The sequence below is a fragment of the Planomicrobium soli genome, assembly GCF_003014655.1.
GTDB classification, from domain to species: domain Bacteria; phylum Bacillota; class Bacilli; order Bacillales_A; family Planococcaceae; genus Planococcus; species Planococcus soli_B.
This window is the reverse complement of sequence record NZ_PYAT01000002.1, coordinates 1-18576: the sequence shown is the minus strand read 5'-3', so window position 1 is coordinate 18576 and position 18576 is coordinate 1. Positions and strand designations below refer to the sequence as shown.

Annotated in this window: 14 protein-coding genes and 2 riboswitches; of the genes, 13 read left to right on the top strand and 1 reads right to left on the bottom strand. The window is 43.0% G+C overall.

All coding sequences use genetic code 11. The features are described from left to right. The first annotated feature begins 8 nt into the window (after positions 1-8). The 4 genes from B0H99_RS02365 (at position 9) to B0H99_RS02355 (ending at position 3634) form a co-directional block, all read left to right on the top strand. Positions 9-1280 (top strand): S8 family peptidase, encoded by a 1272-nt coding sequence (locus tag B0H99_RS02365; RefSeq protein ID WP_106532034.1) that lies wholly within the window; start codon positions 9-11, stop codon positions 1278-1280. Positions 1281-1362: 82 nt separating this feature from the next. After that, positions 1363-2601, top strand: coding sequence for a helix-turn-helix domain-containing protein (locus tag B0H99_RS02360; RefSeq protein WP_245894355.1), 1239 nt, complete (start codon positions 1363-1365; stop codon positions 2599-2601). Continuing rightward, positions 2598-2762, top strand: coding sequence for a hypothetical protein (locus B0H99_RS17730; protein WP_181313548.1), 165 nt, complete (start codon positions 2598-2600; stop codon positions 2760-2762). The genes B0H99_RS02360 and B0H99_RS17730 overlap by 4 nt, the downstream gene beginning before the upstream one ends. A gap of 203 nt (positions 2763-2965) precedes the next feature. Continuing rightward, on the top strand, positions 2966-3634 hold the full coding sequence (locus B0H99_RS02355) for a GNAT family N-acetyltransferase (protein ID WP_106532032.1): 669 nt from the start codon (positions 2966-2968) through the stop codon (positions 3632-3634). Positions 3635-3675: 41 nt separating this feature from the next. Here the strand turns inward: B0H99_RS02355 and B0H99_RS02350 are convergent, their stop codons facing one another. Continuing rightward, on the bottom strand, positions 3676-4209 hold the full coding sequence (locus tag B0H99_RS02350; RefSeq protein ID WP_245894353.1) for a GNAT family N-acetyltransferase: 534 nt from the start codon (positions 4207-4209) through the stop codon (positions 3676-3678). A 96-nt stretch (positions 4210-4305) separates the two neighbouring features. Here B0H99_RS02350 and B0H99_RS02345 point away from each other — a divergent pair, with 96 nt between their 5' ends. The 9 genes from B0H99_RS02345 (at position 4306) to B0H99_RS02305 (ending at position 17845) form a co-directional block, all read left to right on the top strand. After that, positions 4306-5196, top strand: coding sequence for an acetamidase/formamidase family protein (locus tag B0H99_RS02345; protein WP_106532031.1), 891 nt, complete (start codon positions 4306-4308; stop codon positions 5194-5196). Between the two features lie 151 nt (positions 5197-5347). Next, entirely contained in the window at positions 5348-7030 is a 1683-nt protein-coding gene (ilvD, locus tag B0H99_RS02340) for a dihydroxy-acid dehydratase (RefSeq protein ID WP_106532030.1), read from the top strand. Positions 7031-7496: 466 nt separating this feature from the next. Continuing rightward, the gene (locus B0H99_RS02335; protein WP_106532029.1) at positions 7497-8966 is read left to right on the top strand and encodes a nicotinate phosphoribosyltransferase; all 1470 of its coding nucleotides are present in this window, start codon (positions 7497-7499) and stop codon (positions 8964-8966) included. 14 nt (positions 8967-8980) lie between these two features. Next, complete coding sequence (nadE, locus tag B0H99_RS02330) at positions 8981-9808, top strand: ammonia-dependent NAD(+) synthetase (RefSeq protein WP_106532028.1); 828 nt, start codon at positions 8981-8983, stop codon at positions 9806-9808. A gap of 160 nt (positions 9809-9968) precedes the next feature. Further along, positions 9969-10919, top strand: a complete 951-nt coding sequence (locus B0H99_RS02325; protein ID WP_106532027.1) for an AAA family ATPase — start codon at positions 9969-9971, stop codon at positions 10917-10919. After that, positions 10916-12130 (top strand): DUF58 domain-containing protein, encoded by a 1215-nt coding sequence (locus B0H99_RS02320; protein WP_106532026.1) that lies wholly within the window; start codon positions 10916-10918, stop codon positions 12128-12130. The genes B0H99_RS02325 and B0H99_RS02320 overlap by 4 nt, the downstream gene beginning before the upstream one ends. Then, positions 12127-14313: a transglutaminase TgpA family protein gene (locus tag B0H99_RS02315; RefSeq protein WP_106532025.1), complete on the top strand. Its 2187-nt coding sequence runs from the start codon at positions 12127-12129 to the stop codon at positions 14311-14313. Before B0H99_RS02320 ends, B0H99_RS02315 begins: the two co-directional genes overlap by 4 nt. A gap of 32 nt (positions 14314-14345) precedes the next feature. Then, positions 14346-14447, top strand: a riboswitch (purine riboswitch). Positions 14448-14558: 111 nt separating this feature from the next. Continuing rightward, complete coding sequence (gene guaA, locus B0H99_RS02310; RefSeq protein WP_106532024.1) at positions 14559-16112, top strand: glutamine-hydrolyzing GMP synthase; 1554 nt, start codon at positions 14559-14561, stop codon at positions 16110-16112. A 173-nt stretch (positions 16113-16285) separates the two neighbouring features. Next, a riboswitch (purine riboswitch) is annotated at positions 16286-16387 on the top strand. A gap of 120 nt (positions 16388-16507) precedes the next feature. Continuing rightward, the gene (locus B0H99_RS02305; RefSeq protein WP_106532023.1) at positions 16508-17845 is read left to right on the top strand and encodes an NCS2 family permease; all 1338 of its coding nucleotides are present in this window, start codon (positions 16508-16510) and stop codon (positions 17843-17845) included. Positions 17846-18576 lie beyond the last annotated feature (731 nt).

Sequence of the window (18576 nt, the reverse complement as noted above, 5' to 3'; positions counted from 1 at the left end):
ATTGAACGATGAAGAGATCGGGAAAATTTTTGACTACAGCCATTTTGACAGCAAGTCTGCTAGTGCCAGGAATGGCCGCTAGCGCAAACGGAGAAGGAACAGCTTCACAAACAAACGGCAACGAGAAGTTCCGTGTACTGATCGACGCGAATAGCAAAAAAGAAAAAGATACGTTAAAAGGGCGTTATGGGGTCAGATGGGATTTCGCTGAAGAGGGTTTTACAACTGAGATGAATGAAAACCAGTTTAAAGCTTTGCAGAAAAACAAAAATTTGACTGTGGAAAAAGTGCCTGAATATACAATAGAAGAAACTTCTTCAAAACCGGAAGCGGCTTTTAGTACTATGGCTGCTGCCCAGTCGACTCCGTGGGGCATCAAAGCCATCTACAATAATAGTACGTTGACAACAACATCAGGAGGAGCGGGCATTAATATCGCGGTGCTTGATACCGGAGTTAATACTGCTCACCCGGATTTAGCGAATAATGTTGAGCAGTGCAAAGATTTCACCACCGTATCCAGTATTGTGAATGGTTCATGTGTCGACCGCCAAGGGCATGGAACACATGTAGCTGGATCGGCTTTGGCTAATGGCGGATCAACAGGCACAGGAGTTTACGGAGTAGCACCTGCCTCGGATCTATGGGCATATAAAGTATTAGGCGATAACGGTTCTGGCGCTTCAGATGATATCGCATACGCAATTCGCCATGTAGCTGACCAAGCTACTGCTTTAAACACGAAAGTGGTCATCAATATGTCACTTGGCTCTTCGGTTGAAAGCAGCTTAATTACGAATGCCGTCAACTATGCATATTCTAAAGGCGTATTGATTATCGCGGCTGCAGGAAACTCGGGCCCTTATGAAGGATCAATCGGCTATCCCGGAGCTTTACAAAACGCAGTGGCTGTAGCAGCTCTTGAGAACGTAATCCAAAACGGATCTCACCGCGTTGCTGACTTCTCTTCCCGCGGCTATAGAAGAACAGCAGGAGATTTTGTTATCCAAAAGGGTGATGTTGAAATTTCAGCTCCTGGAGCAGCTGTTTACTCAACTTGGTATAATGGTGGTTATGCTACAATCAGCGGTACGTCAATGGCATCGCCACACGCTGCTGGACTGGCTGCAAAAGTATGGGCGGCAAACCCGACTGCTTCCCACACAGCAATCCGCGGCGAATTGCAAAGACGTGCAAAATTATATGACATTCGTTCTGGCTCTGGAGCTGGAGTAGGGGACGACTATGCATCTGGTTTTGGATTTGCACGTGTGCAATAAGATAAGCTAAACAGTTCCAGCGTTATGCTGGAACTGTTTTTTTATGGTATTATTTCAGTATTCAGACAAAAAGGGTGAGGCTATGAACGTTGGTTCTGTCATCAAATATTACCGTTCAAAGCACGGGCTTACACAACAGCAATTAGCAGATGGCATTTGTTCAATATCGCATTTAAGCAAGATCGAATCGAATTCTTATATACCTCATGAAACCACTACGCAAGCGCTGCTCGCAAAAATGGGGGTACAGTGGAAAAAAGAGGTGGACAAGCAAAAACGGCTAGAGCATGAGCTGGTGGAGTTCATCGATTGCTCGATTTATTTTGATCTCGAAAGTATGCGTCATCAATACAAAATTCTGGAAAAGGAAAATGAGTATATTCAATCAACAGAACTTGTAAATCAGTATGAACTTTATAAATTCCGTTTTTATACGTTCAATAATGACCACCAACGGGCTGAAAAACAAAAAAATTTGCTTGAACGCCTTAAAGGTTCTTTTTCTGCACCTGAAAAGTGGCTTTACCAATTTTTCCTTTCAATATATTACACCATGATCGGACAAATAGAACTTTCGCTGAAGTTATTGGAAAATCTGGAAGAAGGAATTCGAAGCATTCCTCAAAAATTTGAAGGAGAATATTACTATCAAAAAGCCCGGCTGTTGATTCTCCAAGACCGCTATGAACGTTCAGCTTATTACGCGGAATTGGCTGTCCGGCACTATCAGCTGCACTACAATTACATACGCCTGCTCCATGCGCAGATGCTGCTGGCCATCAATTACACAAGAAGAAACTTGTTTGTGCAAGCGGTCGAGCTGTACGGAGTACTAAAACGCAATTCACAAATCACCGGTCAGACCGATCTATATCACCAAACGATATACAATTATGCAGAGCTCCTTAAAGAAAAAGCGGAGAACCGGCAAGCGGTTGAGCAGCTTCTGGAAATAAAAGATAAACTTCCTAAGGATTCATATTTTTATAAGGCAGTTCTTGTTAGCCTGCTGGAAGCAGCAAGTGAAACAGGACAGCAAACAGAGGAATTTATTAACGAACTTAAACAAGCAAATAGCGGAAAGAACAACGAATACTTTGAAATTCACGCTACTTATTTCGAAAAACGATTTTTTTCCCAAGAGGACCTTTTGAACTATTATGAAGAAAAAATGTTCCCATTTTTCAGAAAAAATGGTTATATAAAGGAAGCGAAAAAAGTTTCTACCCAGCTTGCTCTTTACTATCAGCAAAAGAGAGAATGGGAAAAAGCGCATTTTTATAGTGCTTACCAAGAACAGAATGGTGGTGAATTCACATGACGCTGAAAAAAACAATTTGGACCGTGGCACTTTATACCGGGTTTATTGGAGCATTGCTTGTTACTTCGCCAGCTCTTCAAACAGCAACTTTGGCTGCGGCAGTGGAAATTCAAGCAATTTCACCTCCTGAAAGAGGTCCGCATGTTTTACCGCCATTTTAACAATTTAATGAATCTATAATATTAACTTTTTAAACCCTTCCTAGTGAACTAGGCCTCTGCTGTTGGATTAACGTCTAACGGTTTGGTGCAGTTTACTGGTAGAAGGGTTTTTATTATTCTCTGGCAATATGCTGTGCAAAAGAAAGATTGAAACGGTATAGTCTAAAGAAAGAAGTCAATCCTGTGGAAAAGGAGTGATTAATGTGTATCAAAAAGAGTGCTTTGTTTTCCAGCAAGATAAGCCAATCCTAGCAAAGGTCAGAAATTACGGGGAAGAGGACTTTGAAGCGCTGATAGCGGTTCAGCAGGAAAGTTTTCCTCCACCGTTCCCGTCTGATTTGTGGTGGAAAACAGAGCAATTGATGAGCCATATTAACCATTATCCAAAAGGCGCATTCTGTGTAGAAGTAAACGGTGAAATTGTCGGTTCCATGACGGCGCTGTTAACAGATTTCGACCCTCACCGTCCCGAGCATAATTGGGAAGAAGTGACGGCAGACGGCTCTATCAGTTCGCATAATCCTGATGGCAAAACTTTATATATAGTTGATATCTGCGTTAAGCCATCATTTCGCCAATTGGACTTGGGAAAGTTGCTTATGCAATCTGCGTATGAGCTAGTGGTCCAGGATAAATTGGATCGGGTGCTCGGCGGGGGGAGGATACCGGGGTATCATCGGCACTCAGACAAATTATCGCCCGAACAATATACTCAAAAAGTAGTAGAAGGCGAATTGCGTGATCCTGTCGTCACCTTTCTGCTGCGTTGCGGCCGAATGCCTGTCTGTCTAGTGCCGAATTATTTGGAAGATAAAGAATCCCATAATTACGCACTACTGATGGAATGGAAAAATCCTTTTTGGCAAGATTAAAAAGAAGGCCCCAAAATTACTAGAGGGCCTTCTTTTTTTCTTTAAATTGTAAGTTGGTAAGCTTGAACGACGATGCCATCATCTAACGGTTCGAAATCAGACAGAGGCATTCGTTTAAAGCCGAGGTTTTCATACAACTTCTTGGCACCTTCCATAAAACTGCCGGTATGGAGCCCAATCTGGTTTTCTCCCAGTTCTTTCGAAACTTTGATGCAGTGTTGGACGAGTGCTTTTCCAACACCTAATCCTCTATAGTTAGCATCCACAGCAAGCATACGGATTTCGGGATGCTCCAAAGTTTCAGAATCCCATTCATATGCTTTAGCTTTTGAAGGAAACAACACGACGCTCCCGGCAATCTGGCCGCCTATTTCAGCAACGAACAAATTGACACCTGGATGTTTATCGCTTTGTTTCGATAACGTTCCTTGCAATACCTCCCAATGCTTTAAAGGGATGCGGTTTTTATATTGCTCATAAGAAGTGAGCCGTTGTTGGCGGACTGTTTCATATTCAGTAGATTCGACTTTTCTAATTAACAGAGGGATCGCCTCCTTTTTAAATTCATTATACAAGATTGGATGGGCCTTTTCTTAACTATAAGTTACAGAGTGCAGCTTTTCGCTTATAGTATATCTAACAAAAGGCACGAAATGGAGGAGAATGCAAATATGAAACGATTGTCCAAAGAACATACCATCAAATTTTTTTCGGCGATAAATGAACCGAAATACAGGGTGGAATTAGGCGAGACAGTCATTGTTGAAACTTATGATTGCTATGCCGGCCAAATCGTAACCGAAAACGACTTGCGCCCTCAAATAGATATTACCAAAGTGAACTTGGCGACTGGACCCATCTATATAGAGGCTGTAAAAAGTGGAGATACGTTATGTATTGACGTCATCGATATCCAGACTGCTGATTACGGATTTATGGTGGCTTCTCCAGGAATCGGGATACTTGGCAGTGATATTGCAGCACCTTCCACCCGAATTCTGGAAATCAAAAATGGGCAGGTTAAATTCAATGAAAGCATAGCCGTTCCTTTCGCGCCAATGATCGGAGTAATTGGTGTAGCACCAAGTAATGGAGAGATACAAACAGCAGTTCCCGGCAGCCATGGAGGAAATTTGGATACAAAAGACGTGAAACCCGGCAATAAAATTTATTTGCCTGTCTCAGTTGATGGAGCGCTCGTTGCATTAGGGGATTTACATGCAGCCATGGGGGATGGAGAATTGAGCGGCACTGGAGTTGAAACAAGCGGTGAAGTTAAGCTGAAGTTCTCGAAATTCAAGTCCCGGCTTCAAAATCCGGTAGTAGAAGACAGTGAGGCGTTTTACTTTCTCGCTTCCGCAAGTACATACGAAGAAGCGGTCGATACCGCTTTAAGGGATGCGGTCAGCTGCCTTCAACAGCAAAGTGGCTTATCTTTTGAAGACTGCCATCGTTTATTAAGCCTTGCCTGTGATTTGAAAATTAGCCAAATTGTCAACAAACTGCTAACGGTGAGAGTAAGAGTCCCCAAAACAATTTTAGTTGGAGTGACTACCATCTAAAAATCAGAGTGAAAAGAGTCTGAGGCAATGGGAGAGAATTTTACGCATTTTAAAAGCGCTTGCAATAATTTAAAAAGTTGAAAAAATTAAAAATTCATTGAATTGTGTAAGAACTTCTCTATAATAATAAAAAAGAAAGGATAGATGCAGCATGACAAAAGATTTGCGGATCAACAGTAAAGTATTTGATGGAGCGATGAAAGCGCCGAACCGGGCAATGTTGCGGGCAGTAGGATTGACGGATGAGGATTTTAAAAAGCCGATGATCGGCATTGCAAGTACGTGGAGTGAAGTGACGCCGTGTAATATACATATCGACGATTTGGCAGCCAGCGCTAAGAACGGTGCAAAAGAAGCAGGCGGCGTGCCATTTATTTTTAATACTATTACCGTATCAGACGGTATTTCAATGGGAACCGAAGGCATGAAGTATTCGCTTTCGAGCCGGGATGTGATTGCGGATTCTATTGAAACGGTTGTTGGAGCTGAAAGTTTGGATGGACTAGTGGCAATTGGCGGCTGCGACAAAAATATTCCTGGGTGTTTGATCGCGATAGCAAATTCGGAAGTGCCAGCTGTTTTTGTTTACGGGGGGACAATTGCACCTGGGCGGCATAACGGCCAGGACATTGACATCGTTTCTGTTTTTGAAGGAGTCGGGCAACATAACAATGGCGACATCAACGACGAGACTTTGCGTAAAGTCGAATGTGGAGCTTGTCCGGGAGCCGGGGCTTGCGGAGGCATGTATACAGCGAACACGATGGCTTCTGCTGCAGAAGCGATGGGCATGAGCTTGCCGGGCAGTTCTTCCAATCCGGCAGTATCTCAAGAAAAGCTGGCAGACTGTGAAAAAGCAGGGGCGGCTGTCCATAATTTGCTTGAACTTGGCGTTTATCCGAAAGACATTATGACAAAAGAAGCTTTTGAAAATGCCATCACTGTAGTTATGGCCCTAGGCGGATCAACTAATGCTGTTTTGCATCTGTTGGCGATTGCGCATGCGGCAGAAGTGGATGTGACAATTGACGATTTCAATCGCTTGCAAAAAACAGTTCCGCATCTAGCAGATTTAAAACCGAGCGGCAAATATGTTATGCAGGACCTTCACCGTGTCGGCGGAGTTCAGGCTGTTATGAAGATGTTGCTTGAAGCAGGGTATATTCACGGAGATTGCATGACGGTCACTGGAAAAACAGTAGCAGAAAACCTGCAAGATGCACCTAGTCTTGCTGAAGGGCAGCAAGTAATTATGCCGTTCGACAATCCGAAGCGGAAAGACGGTCCGTTAATCGTCCTAAAAGGCAATTTGTCGCCAAACGGCGCGGTAGCAAAAGTGTCCGGCGTTAAAGTCAAACGCCACACGGGCCCGGCCCGTGTCTTTGATAACGAACCAGCTGCAACGGCAGCCGTTATGGCCAATGAAATAAACGAAGGCGATGTACTGGTGATTCGTTATGTCGGTCCAAAAGGCGGTCCGGGAATGCCTGAAATGCTGTCGATTTCAGCTATTCTCGTCGGCAAAGGCATGGGTGAAAGCGTGGCTTTATTGACGGATGGCCGCTTCTCCGGCGGAACTCATGGGTTGGTCGTCGGACACATCGCGCCTGAAGCCCAATCAGGAGGCCCAATCGCTTTGTTGAAAGAAGGCGATATGGTTACTATCGACTCCGATCTTCAGGAAATCTCCATGGAGGTTTCAGAAGAAGAACTGGAGGAACGCCGAAAGCAGTGGGTGGCTCCGCCGCTTCACCGAAAAGGCGTCCTTGGAAAATATGCACACAACGTTTCTTGTTCTTCAAGAGGCGCAGTTACCGACTACTTGAACCGCTGATCAATAAAACGAAATTGGAAAAGGGCTATCCTCGATATGAGGATAGCCCTTTGATTTAGAAGGTAACATAAAATAGTTTTGACTCAATTTTTCAACCCATTTTAACGGGGATAATTTCCATAGAAAGATTTATCTTTCAGTGCCGCGGTCATTTTTCCACTGGTGGCTTTCTAACTTAAGCAACGTAAACCCTACCTTCTTTTACGTCCTTGCGATCCTCAAATCGCGCCAGTGTGAATAAGTATTCTCAAAAACTTTACGTAGAATGCCAGAATATCAAAAGTATCTGTTTGCTACCTCGATGTTAACTAAATAAATATACCATGTATTAAATGGAATGTCAAAGAGCAATATTGGGTATTAAGGAGATAAGCTGATTAAAGAGGAGTATAGGACTTTCGTTTATTGAAATGCCTCTACTAGTGTATAATTGGCTTTATTACTGAAGCTGGAAGGTGAGAGTTTTATGCAAAAACATTATGCGGATGATAGTTTAGTTTTACATACCGATTTGTATCAAATCAACATGGCGGAAGCCTACTGGGCAGACGGCATGCATGAAAGAAAAGCGGTGTTTGAACTGTTTTTCCGGAAATTGCCGTTTGGAAATGGCTATGCGATTTTTGCCGGGCTTGAACGGGTGCTGGATTATTTGAGGAATTTTTGCTTTTCCGATAGCGACCTGGAGTATTTGCGGGAAGAGGTTGGGTACCGGGAAGATTACATCGAGTATTTGAAGACTGTCCGGTTTACCGGTAATGTGTATTCGGTTGTTGAAGGTGAAGTGGTTTTTCAGAATGAACCGCTCCTTCGCATAGAGGCACCTTTGGTGGAGGGTCAATTGATTGAAACGGCGCTTCTCAATATTGTGAATTACCAGACGCTGATTGCAACAAAAGCTAGCCGGATCAAGCAAATTGTCAAAGATGAACGCGTAATGGAATTCGGGACGAGACGCGCGCAAGAAATGGATGCTGCAGTCTGGGGCACAAGAGCCGCTTTTATCGGAGGACTTGAAGCGACAAGCAATGTCCGCGCCGGAAAGAAATTTGGCATTCCTGTTGCTGGCACACACGCCCATTCACTTGTTCAAGCCTATAAAAACGAATACGAAGCATTCCATTCCTATGCGAAACGCCATAAAAATTGTGTGTTTTTAGTGGATACATATGACACGTTAAAATCGGGTCTGCCGATTGCCATCCAAGTGGCCAAAGAGTTAGGGGACAAAATCAACTTTGAAGGAATTCGTTTGGACAGTGGAGATATTGCCTTCCTTTCGAAAGAAGCGCGTAAGATGTTGGATGAAGCGGGATTCCCAAATACTAAAATCGTAGTGTCCAACGATTTGGATGAATACACGATCCTGAACTTGAAAGCGCAAGGAGCACGTGTGGATTCCTGGGGAATTGGCACAAAGTTGATTACAGCTTATGATCAGCCAGCACTTGGGGCGGTCTATAAATTGGTGGCAATTGAAAATGACCATGGCGAAATGGAAGATACCATCAAAATTTCCGGCAATGCAGAAAAGGTCACAACGCCTGGATTAAAAAAAGTTTATCGTATTATAGATAGGGAAAACGGAAAATCAGAAGGCGATTATATTGCGATGCATGATGAAGATCCGGCATCGGAAAAACGCTTGAAGATGTTCCATCCTGTCCATACCTATGTATCGAAATTTGTAACGAATTTTGAAGCGGTCGATATTCATCAGCAAGTAGTTAAAGACGGAGAAGTTGTCTATGAAAATCCACCGTTGGAAGAAATGCAGGAGCATGCGCGAAACAGCTTAAGTCTTCTATGGGATGAATACAAACGCTCTCTGAATCCGGAGGAGTACCCGGTCGATTTAAGCCAGAAGTGCTGGGACAACAAGATGCGCAATATTCAAGAAGTCAGAGATGTGATCCAACACTATTCGAGAAAATAGAAGGGGGAATACCAATGCCGACATTGCAGCAGCAAATTATTGAAGAACTGAAAGTACAACCTTCCATCAATCCGAAAGAAGAAATAGAACGGACGATTTCGTTTCTGAAAAGCTATGCTCAAAAACATTCTTTTATAAAAGGATTTGTGCTTGGCATTTCGGGAGGGCAGGATTCGACTTTGATGGGGAAACTAGCTCAGCTTGCCGTCAATGAATTGAATGAAGAAGCGGGAGAAGAAAAATACGGATTCTACGCAGTCCGTTTGCCTTATGGTGAACAGTTTGATGAACACGATGCGCAAGATGCAATTGAGTTCATCCAGCCGACAAAAGTCTATACCGTCAATATTAAAGAAGCGGTGGATGCCAGCGACCGTGCGTTGAATGCAGCTGGAATAGATTTGAGTGATTTTGCTAAAGGCAACGAAAAAGCCCGTGAACGGATGAAGGCTCAATTTTCAATTGCAGCTTATCATAGTGCGGTTGTACTCGGCACTGATCATGCTGCGGAAGCGATTACCGGATTTTACACGAAGTTTGGCGACGGAGCAGCAGATTTAACACCGCTATTCCGCTTAAACAAACGGCAAGGACGTTCTATATTGAAAGAACTGGGCAGTCCTGAACATTTATATATGAAGATTCCAACAGCGGATTTAGAAGAAGATAAACCGGCAATTCCGGATGAAGTGGCTTTAGGTTTGACGTATGAGATGATCGATGACTATTTAGAAGGCAAAAAAATACCAGAAGATGCACGGGAAAAGCTGGAAGGCTATTATTTGAAAACCCAGCATAAACGTCATTTGCCGATTACGGTTTTTGATGATTTCTGGAAATAAACAGATGAAACAGAGCTGCTTTTGCAGAGCTCTGTTTTTATTTTGGAAAAACGCGTGTTGAGGTTGCGACAGTTGAGTTCTATCCCGGAATTCGGTATGCTAGATGATAATAATGTGACAATATTCAAACAGCTATAGCTACTCATTGGGGGAATCTAGGATGAAGGCACAAGAACGGTTAGAGCAAGTGATTGATAACATAGAAAAGGTGATAATCGGAAAACGGAATATTGCCGAATTGAGCATCGTAGCGATGTTGTCACACGGCCATGTTCTGCTTGAAGATGTACCGGGAGTCGGAAAAACAATGTTAGTGAGGGCTCTGGCAAAATCAGTGGGTGCGGATTTTAAGCGCATTCAATTCACGCCGGATCTCCTGCCTTCCGATGTTATCGGCGTTTCTATATATAATCCGAAAGATATGGAATTTCACTTCCGCCCTGGACCGATTATGGGGAATATCGTTTTAGCTGACGAGATCAACCGGACCTCTCCAAAAACGCAGTCCTCTCTTCTTGAAGCGATGGAAGAAGCATCTGTAACGATTGATGGCGTAACGATGCAAATACCAAAACCTTTCTTTGTTATGGCCACCCAGAATCCGATTGAATACGAAGGAACTTATCCGCTTCCGGAAGCCCAGCTTGACCGTTTTCTTTTAAAGATAAAAATGGGGTATCCTTCTTCGAAAGAAGAAATGGAAGTGTTGAGCCGCTCCCAAATTTCTGCTCCTATCGAAAATCTGCAATCGGTCATCACACTTGAAGAATTGATCAAGCTCCAAGAAGAAGTGAAATTGATTAAAGTTGATGATACGATACGCGCATATATTGTGGAACTGTCACGCCATACACGGACAGAGCCTTATGTTTACTTGGGGGTCAGCCCCCGAGGATCGATCGCTTTGATGAAATCGTCTCAAGCGTATGCTATGTTGAAAGGCCGCGATTATGTAACGCCGGATGATGTACAGCATTTAGCGAAATTTGTTTTCAGCCATCGAATCATGCTGCGCTCTGAAGCGCGCTATGACGGCGTGACTGCAGAAGAAATTGTAGACCGGATTTTAGCGAAGACGCGTGTACCGGTTCAAAGGTATGTGGGGCAATGAATCAATTGAAAAACTTTTTTGATTTGTGGGGGAGGCTGGTCTTTGTACTGGTCATCCTTATACTCACTTTTTCGTTTGCCATGTTCCAAGGCGGCTTTGTCAGCTGGTTTATTTTTTATATGGCTCTTCCTTTTGCACTTTACTCCTTATTGCTGACCTTTTATCCACTGCAGGATATCCGGATATCTCGTAAAATTCACACTGCCCAAATACGAAAAGGCAGCAACTTTTCTGCTACGATTGACATTCGACGCTCTTTTCCTTTCCCTTTGCTGTATACCGTCCTTAGCGAAAAAACACATTCAACTCTTTTGAAAGAACGCATAGAAGATGAAAAGAAAAACATGTTGGTGCCTGGATTCCGGAAATCCTACTCTTGGACTTATGAAATTGATAATATGCCGCGCGGTGAACATGTTTTAGAAGGCGTTCAAATAGAGATCGGGGATTTTTTCGGCTGGGTTAAAAAAAAGAGGGTATTGCCGTTGAGGCAAACTGTCCTTGTATATCCAAATACTGTGGAATTAGCGTACCGCCCGATGGAGTCCCGTTATGACCAAGGGGCAATGGCTGCGCCTTTTACACTTATCAAAGATACGACCACCTCTGCCGGCATAAGAGATTACCATCCCGGTGACCGGGTATCGTGGATTCACTGGAAGTCGTTTGCCCGTACACAAACTATGCGGACAAAAGAGTTCGAAGACCGGCAATCCCAGGATCTCTTTTTGCTTGATGATCGTTTACCTTCCGAGCGATTTGAAACTCAGGTTGAGTTAGTGGCTTCGATTCTTCAAGCGATTGTCCGCTCCCATTCGAACGTTGCTTATTTATCTATAGGCAAAACGCATGATTATTTTCCAGTCATTCAAACAGAAGAACATCTGCAGCGGGCAATGTACTATTTAACGAAAGTGCAAGCCGATTTGGAAAAGCCGGTCGAAGAAGTGGCCACCCAAGATTTGATGCAGGTGAAAGCTTCCAGTTTATTGTATGTTACAAGCCGGTTGACGATGGATATGGTTTCCAGTATCCAACGGAACGTAAAGCACTTGAATACATGTATGTGCTTAGTAGTAGCAACCAAGGGCGAAAGAATCTCTCCAGAAGATGAAGTGATACATCAATTCGCCCGGTCTAAAGGCATTGTTGTCAAAAAAGTTGGCCCAGAGAATTTTTCATCGGTGTTTACGGAGGTGAGCCGAAATTGATAAACATTCGAAAAAACAAAGTGTTTATGGCGGTTTTGTATGTGCTGGTGTTCTTGCTGTTAGCCGAATGGCTAACTCCGGTAATGTCTTTGACGGATACAGCCCATAAATCACTTTTTCTTATATTCATCGGACTTGGTTTAGTAATGGCATTGGCGAAAGTTCCATGGTGGATTTCAGGTCCGGTCAAGGTGCTATATGTTCTATGGTTTATCGTTTACGTCTATACCGGACAGGCGTTCTTTTCGAACAGTTCGATTGTTTTTCTATGGTCAGACTTTACAGCAAATTTTATCGCACTGACTTCACAGAACTGGGCAGAAACGACGGATGTATTTAGAACCGTTCTGTTTTTCGCCTTGTTGTGGATGGCTGTCTATTTGATTCATTACTGGGTAAGTTTCAGGTTGAGCATCTTTTTGTTTTACTTGCTGACTGTAGTATTCATTGCGGTTTTAGATACGTTTAGCCCTTACACAGGGGACACCGCCATTATACGGATTATGGTCATCGGCTTGATGCTTGCCGGGCTTTTGCACTTAGCGAGATGGATAGAAACACATCGTATTCCGGCCAAAATCGATAAAATTGCGGCATACGTTATTCCATTGTTTCTTATGGTGGCTGCTTCAACTGCCATAGCGTTGTATTTGCCCAAATCGGGTCCGATCTGGCCAGATCCAGTACCTTATATTACTTCTTTTTCAGGAGAAGCAGGCAGTGGCCCGGGAACAATTGGCAGAATCGGTTATGGTGTTGACGATTCACAGCTCGGCGGCTCATTTATTGGTGACGATACTCCCGTGTTCCGGGCAGAAGTGGAAGACGGGCAATATTGGAAAGTGGAATCGAAAGATTTCTATACGACTAAAGGATGGCGGGTAACGAGAAATGTCGGCGACAAGTTTGTTTATAACAATGAGGAACAAGTCGATACAGACTTTACTCCAGGAGATCCGGAGCAAGAAGCGACCGCTCTTTTATCGATGGAGCAAGATTTTCCGTTTGTCCTTTATCCGTATGGCACTAAATCGTTTTTGATGCATGAAACGCCGGATTATGAGTATGATACTGCTGATCAGCGATTTGATACCTTTTTTGAAGGCGATGTTTTTGAACCGGAACTTTACGAAGTGAAATTTTCTGAGCCTTCGTTCAGTTTGACTGCTTTGCGAGAAACATCGGTTGAAGACTTGGAAGAACTGCCTTCAGAGTTTGACCGCTTTGTCCAATTACCGGAGGAGTTGCCGCAGCGGGTTAGAGATTTAGCGGTGGAAATAACTGAAGGATCTGATAACGTTTACGATAAAACACGAGCGATTGAACGTTATTTCAGCAACAATAACTTTGAATATAGCCAGCAAGATATTCCGGTTCCGGAAGAAGGCCAAGATTACGTAGACCAATTTTTATTTGAAACAAAACGCGGGTATTGTGACAACTTCTCCACTTCGATGGTCGTCCTTCTGCGATCGCTGGATATTCCGGCACGGTGGGTGAAGGGGTTCAATGAAGGGGAACTGATCCGGGCATCTGATGGTCCCGATATTTACGAAATTACAAACAATAATGCTCACTCTTGGGTAGAGGCCTATATGCCGGGTGTAGGGTGGATGCTTTTTGAGCCGACTATCGGTTTTACCGGTGCGGCAGATGTGAATTTTGATCTGGAAACGGGGGAAACAACTCCGGAAGATGTGGAAATGCCGGATCGTCCGGATCCGCTCCAGCCAGAAGAGCCGGAAGTGGATGCAGCAGCGGCAGAAATTGCCGGGCCGACAATTCGGGCACGCTTGAATCAGTTCTTTACTGAAAACAAAGCGAAAATCGTATGGACCATTATCGGGTCGGCTTTATTAGGGGCGCTATTATATAAAATGCGCAGCAAATGGATGCCGAAAGTTTTGATTCCGTATTACCGGTCACGCAATGGCAGTGCCCAAACGTTTGAAAAAGCTTATTTAAGGTTACTGAAACAACTTGATCTTTATGGCATCAAACGGCGAGACGGCCAGACGTTGCGTTCTTACGCTGCATACATCGATTCGTTTTTTGGTACGCATGAAATGTCACGTTTAACGTCTGCTTATGAGCAGTCGGTTTATGGTGGAAACAGCAATTCAGTTGAGTGGCATGAACTGAAGGAAAGTTGGGAAAATTTAATCAATCGCACAAGCGGTTGATTTTGAGCGGACTAGCTTGTACAATTGAGAAAATTATAAATTACAAGTGCCCTCGTATATGTCCGATAATATGGTTCGGATGTCTCTACCAAGTCCCCGGAAATGACTTGACTATGAAGGTGGATGCCGCATGCCTTTTTGGTATGCGCATTCACTTTTTTAATGTAGAGCAGGAGAACGCGAGAACTATTTTCGCGTTCTTTTGTTATTTTGGGAGCTTAATTTAATAGAAGAGGTGTAGAAGAATGCCAGTTAGTCCAATGTTAAAAGAGCAAAAGAAAATCGTCGTCTTAGATTTCGGCAGCCAGTATAACCAATTGATCACGCGACGTATTCGTGAAATCGGTGTTTATAGCGAGTTGCATCCACATACTGTAACAGCGGAAGAAATCAAAGAAATGAACGCTACAGGCATTATTTTCTCTGGTGGACCAAACTCTGTTTATGATGAAAATGCATTTTCAGTTGATGATGCCATCTTTGAAATGGGTCTTCCGATTTTAGGTATTTGCTATGGCATGCAATTAATGGCGCTGCACCTGGACGGCAAAGTTGAAAAAGCGCAAAACCGTGAATACGGCAAAGCAGAACTTAAATTGACACAAGAAACGAAGTTGTTCAAAGGGTTGCCTGAAGAGCAAATCGTTTGGATGAGTCATGGAGATTTGGTGACGGCAGCTCCCCCGGGATTTGATGTAATCGGTACAAGTGCAGGTTGTCCGATTGCTTCGATGGCAAACGAAAGCCGCGGCTTTTATGGTGTTCAATTCCATCCGGAAGTGCGCCATTCGATTTACGGAAATGAATTGCTGCGCCAGTTCGTCTTCGATGTTTGCGGCATGGCCGCTGATTGGTCTATGGAAAACTTCATCGAACTTGAAATTGAAAAAATCCGTGAAGAAGTAGGGGACAAGAAAGTTCTTTGTGCATTGAGTGGCGGCGTAGACTCTTCGGTAGTTGCTGTCCTGATTCATAGAGCGATCGGCGATCAATTAACATGTATGTTTGTCGACCATGGACTTTTGCGGAAAGGTGAAGCAGAGAGCGTTATGAAAACTTTTGCTGACGGCTTCCATATGAACGTCATCAAAATCGACGCACGTGAACGCTTTATGAAAAAGCTGGAGGGAGTATCCGATCCAGAAACAAAACGCAAAATCATCGGAAACGAATTTATTTATGTATTTGATGATGAAGCATCTAAACTAGAAGGCATGGACTTCTTGGCGCAAGGAACTTTGTATACAGATATTATCGAAAGTGGCACAACAACTGCCCAGACGATAAAATCCCATCACAATGTGGGCGGATTGCCGGAAGACATGCAGTTCAAGTTAATTGAGCCATTAAATACGTTATTCAAAGATGAAGTCCGTGCCCTTGGAACTGAACTGGGCATGCCGGATGAAATCGTTTGGCGCCAGCCGTTCCCAGGACCGGGCCTTGGTATCCGCATCATGGGTGCAGTCACTGAAGAGAAGTTGAACATTGTCCGTGAGTCAGACTGGATTTTACGGGATGAAATCAAAAAAGCTGGATTAGACCGTGACATCTGGCAATACTTCACTGTACTGCCTGACATCCGCAGCGTTGGTGTAATGGGCGATGCCCGTACTTACGATTATGCAATCGGCATCCGTGCAGTCACTTCTATTGATGGCATGACTTCTGATTGGGCGCGCATTCCTTGGGATGTTTTAGAAAAAATTAGTGTCCGCCTTGTTAACGAAGTTGAACATATCAACCGTGTTCTTTACGATATTACGAGCAAGCCACCAGCAACTATTGAGTGGGAATAGAAAATTAGGGAAATCCCCTTCCAAAATGCATCTTTGCACCTCTGGAAGGGGATTTTTCTATTTTAAATTGACGGCTTCGATATTTATTGAAAATTCACGAACTTTGCACGTGAATTTTTTTATATTGTTCGTGTTTTTGTGTTGTTTATTGGATTAAAAGATGTTATTCTACAAAAGAAATTAAATAACGTTGTCGTATAATGTCGGGAATATGGCCCGAAAGTTTCTACCGAGTTACCGTAAATGACTCGACTACGATTTTCATCCGCTCTTTTCATAGAGTTGGGTACCTTTCATATTGAAGATGATGAAGGGGGAAATCGAACGCATACGGCAAACCGCTGTGTGCGTTTTTTCGTTTTTAACATGTGTGCGACAACACACGGAGGAAGAACATGAAGAAGTATTTTTTGTTTGAAGAACTGGGAACGAACTATCGCCGTGAAATCATCGGCGGATTAACAACGTTCCTGGCAATGGCTTATATCTTAGTGGTTAACCCACTGACCTTAACGCTGGATTCAGTGCCGGATCTTGATGCGTCGTTGCGAATGGATTATGGCGCTGTATTCATGGCTACTGCATTAGCTGCTGCTATCGGATGTTTGATTATGGGAATTTTGGCGAAGTACCCGATTGCTTTGGCTCCTGGAATGGGTTTAAATGCATTTTTTGCCTATACAGTTATTTTGACATACGGCATTCCATGGCAAACTGCACTGACCGGTGTTCTCTTTTCTGGACTTATATTTATCGTGCTTTCTTTATCAGGGATTCGTGAAACTATTATCAACGCTATTCCAACCGATTTAAAATTAGCTGTTGGAGCGGGTATTGGATTATATATCACATTTATTGGTTTTCAAAATGCGGGAATTATTGTTGCTGACCCTGCAACAATGGTAGGCTTAGGAAACTTATCGAACGGTTCAACATTATTGGCTATCTTCGGATTAATTGTAACGGTCATTTTAATGGTTCGCCGAATCAAAGGAGGAATCTTCTTCGGAATGATTCTTGCTGCTGTTGCCGGAATGATTTTTGGCATTGTTAACTTACCAAGTGCAATTATTGACTTTAATGTTCCAAGCATGGCTCCAACTTTTGGCGTTGCTTTAGATCCAATCCTGCATGATCCAGGTTCATTAATAACAATTGAATTTCTGGTAATCGTATTGACTTTCCTGTTTGTTGATTTCTTTGATACTGCTGGAACTTTAGTGGCAGTAGCGAACCAAGCGCGCTTGATGAAAGATGACAAATTACCGAGAGCTGGCAAAGCATTGATGGCTGATGCAGTTGCAACGGTAAGCGGAGCGATCTTTGGTACGTCGACTACTACATCTTATATCGAATCGACTGCCGGTGTAGCAGCTGGGGCCCGCTCTGGATTCGCTGCCGTTGTTACAGGTATTTTGTTCTTAGTATCTATTTTGTTCTATCCACTGTTAGAGGTCATTACTAGTGCGGTAACTGCTCCAGCTTTGATCATTGTTGGTGTTCTTATGGTTTCTGCTATTGGGAGAATTGATTGGACGAAGTTTGAAATTGCAGTTCCGGCTTTCTTAACGATGATCGCTATGCCGCTTGGCTATAGCATTGCAACTGGAATCGCTATCGGCTTTATCTTTTACCCAATTACAATGATAGCTGCTGGGAAAGGGAAGCAGGTTCATCCTATCATGTACGGTTTGTTCCTTATTTTTGTTCTATATTTCATCTTTTTAGTGTAATAATCCAACCCGCCAATTTATGGCGGGTTTTTATATGGTAAGAAATCTCCTATATATAGAAGGAACATTCATAACTTCTTAACTTTAGATTACAGCTATATCTTCAGATATGAATTACTCGGATACAGGTGACCGATTAAGATTTAAAGTTAAAATGATACATTTGTTGATAAAGACAAGGGGTTTATGAAAAGAAAAATTTCCCTTTCAAATTTGTAATATTTTTGTTGTTTATTTATCAAAATTTTCTGTTATAATTTATTTTGTAAACGATTTATTAATTATATGTTTTATTATTTATTTTTTAATAAATAATTGACAACTATTATTGAGTCTGGTATATTAGAAAGTGTCCCCAAATAAAATAATTTTAATTTACGTATTTTTTATTGACTTTTTATTTGGGATAAGATATTCTAATAAAGCTGTCGATAGGCGGACAATAATTATGATTTTTCATATTAAAATTATTGTTGACACTATAATTTATTAATGATATAGTATTGTAACTGTCGCTTAGACAGGAAGACTTGAACCTTGAAAACTGAACAGCAAAACGTCAACAAACATTGTTGAGGCGTTCCGAACGCCGAAACAAATTTCTGCGATGGCCGCGCAAGCGGTCGGAGCAAAACCTACTGATCAGCTTCGGCAGATCAAGCGATTCGCGCGTCCTTCGGGGCGGCGAGCGCCAGCATGAGCAATCAAGCTTCTATAATGGAGAGTTTGAT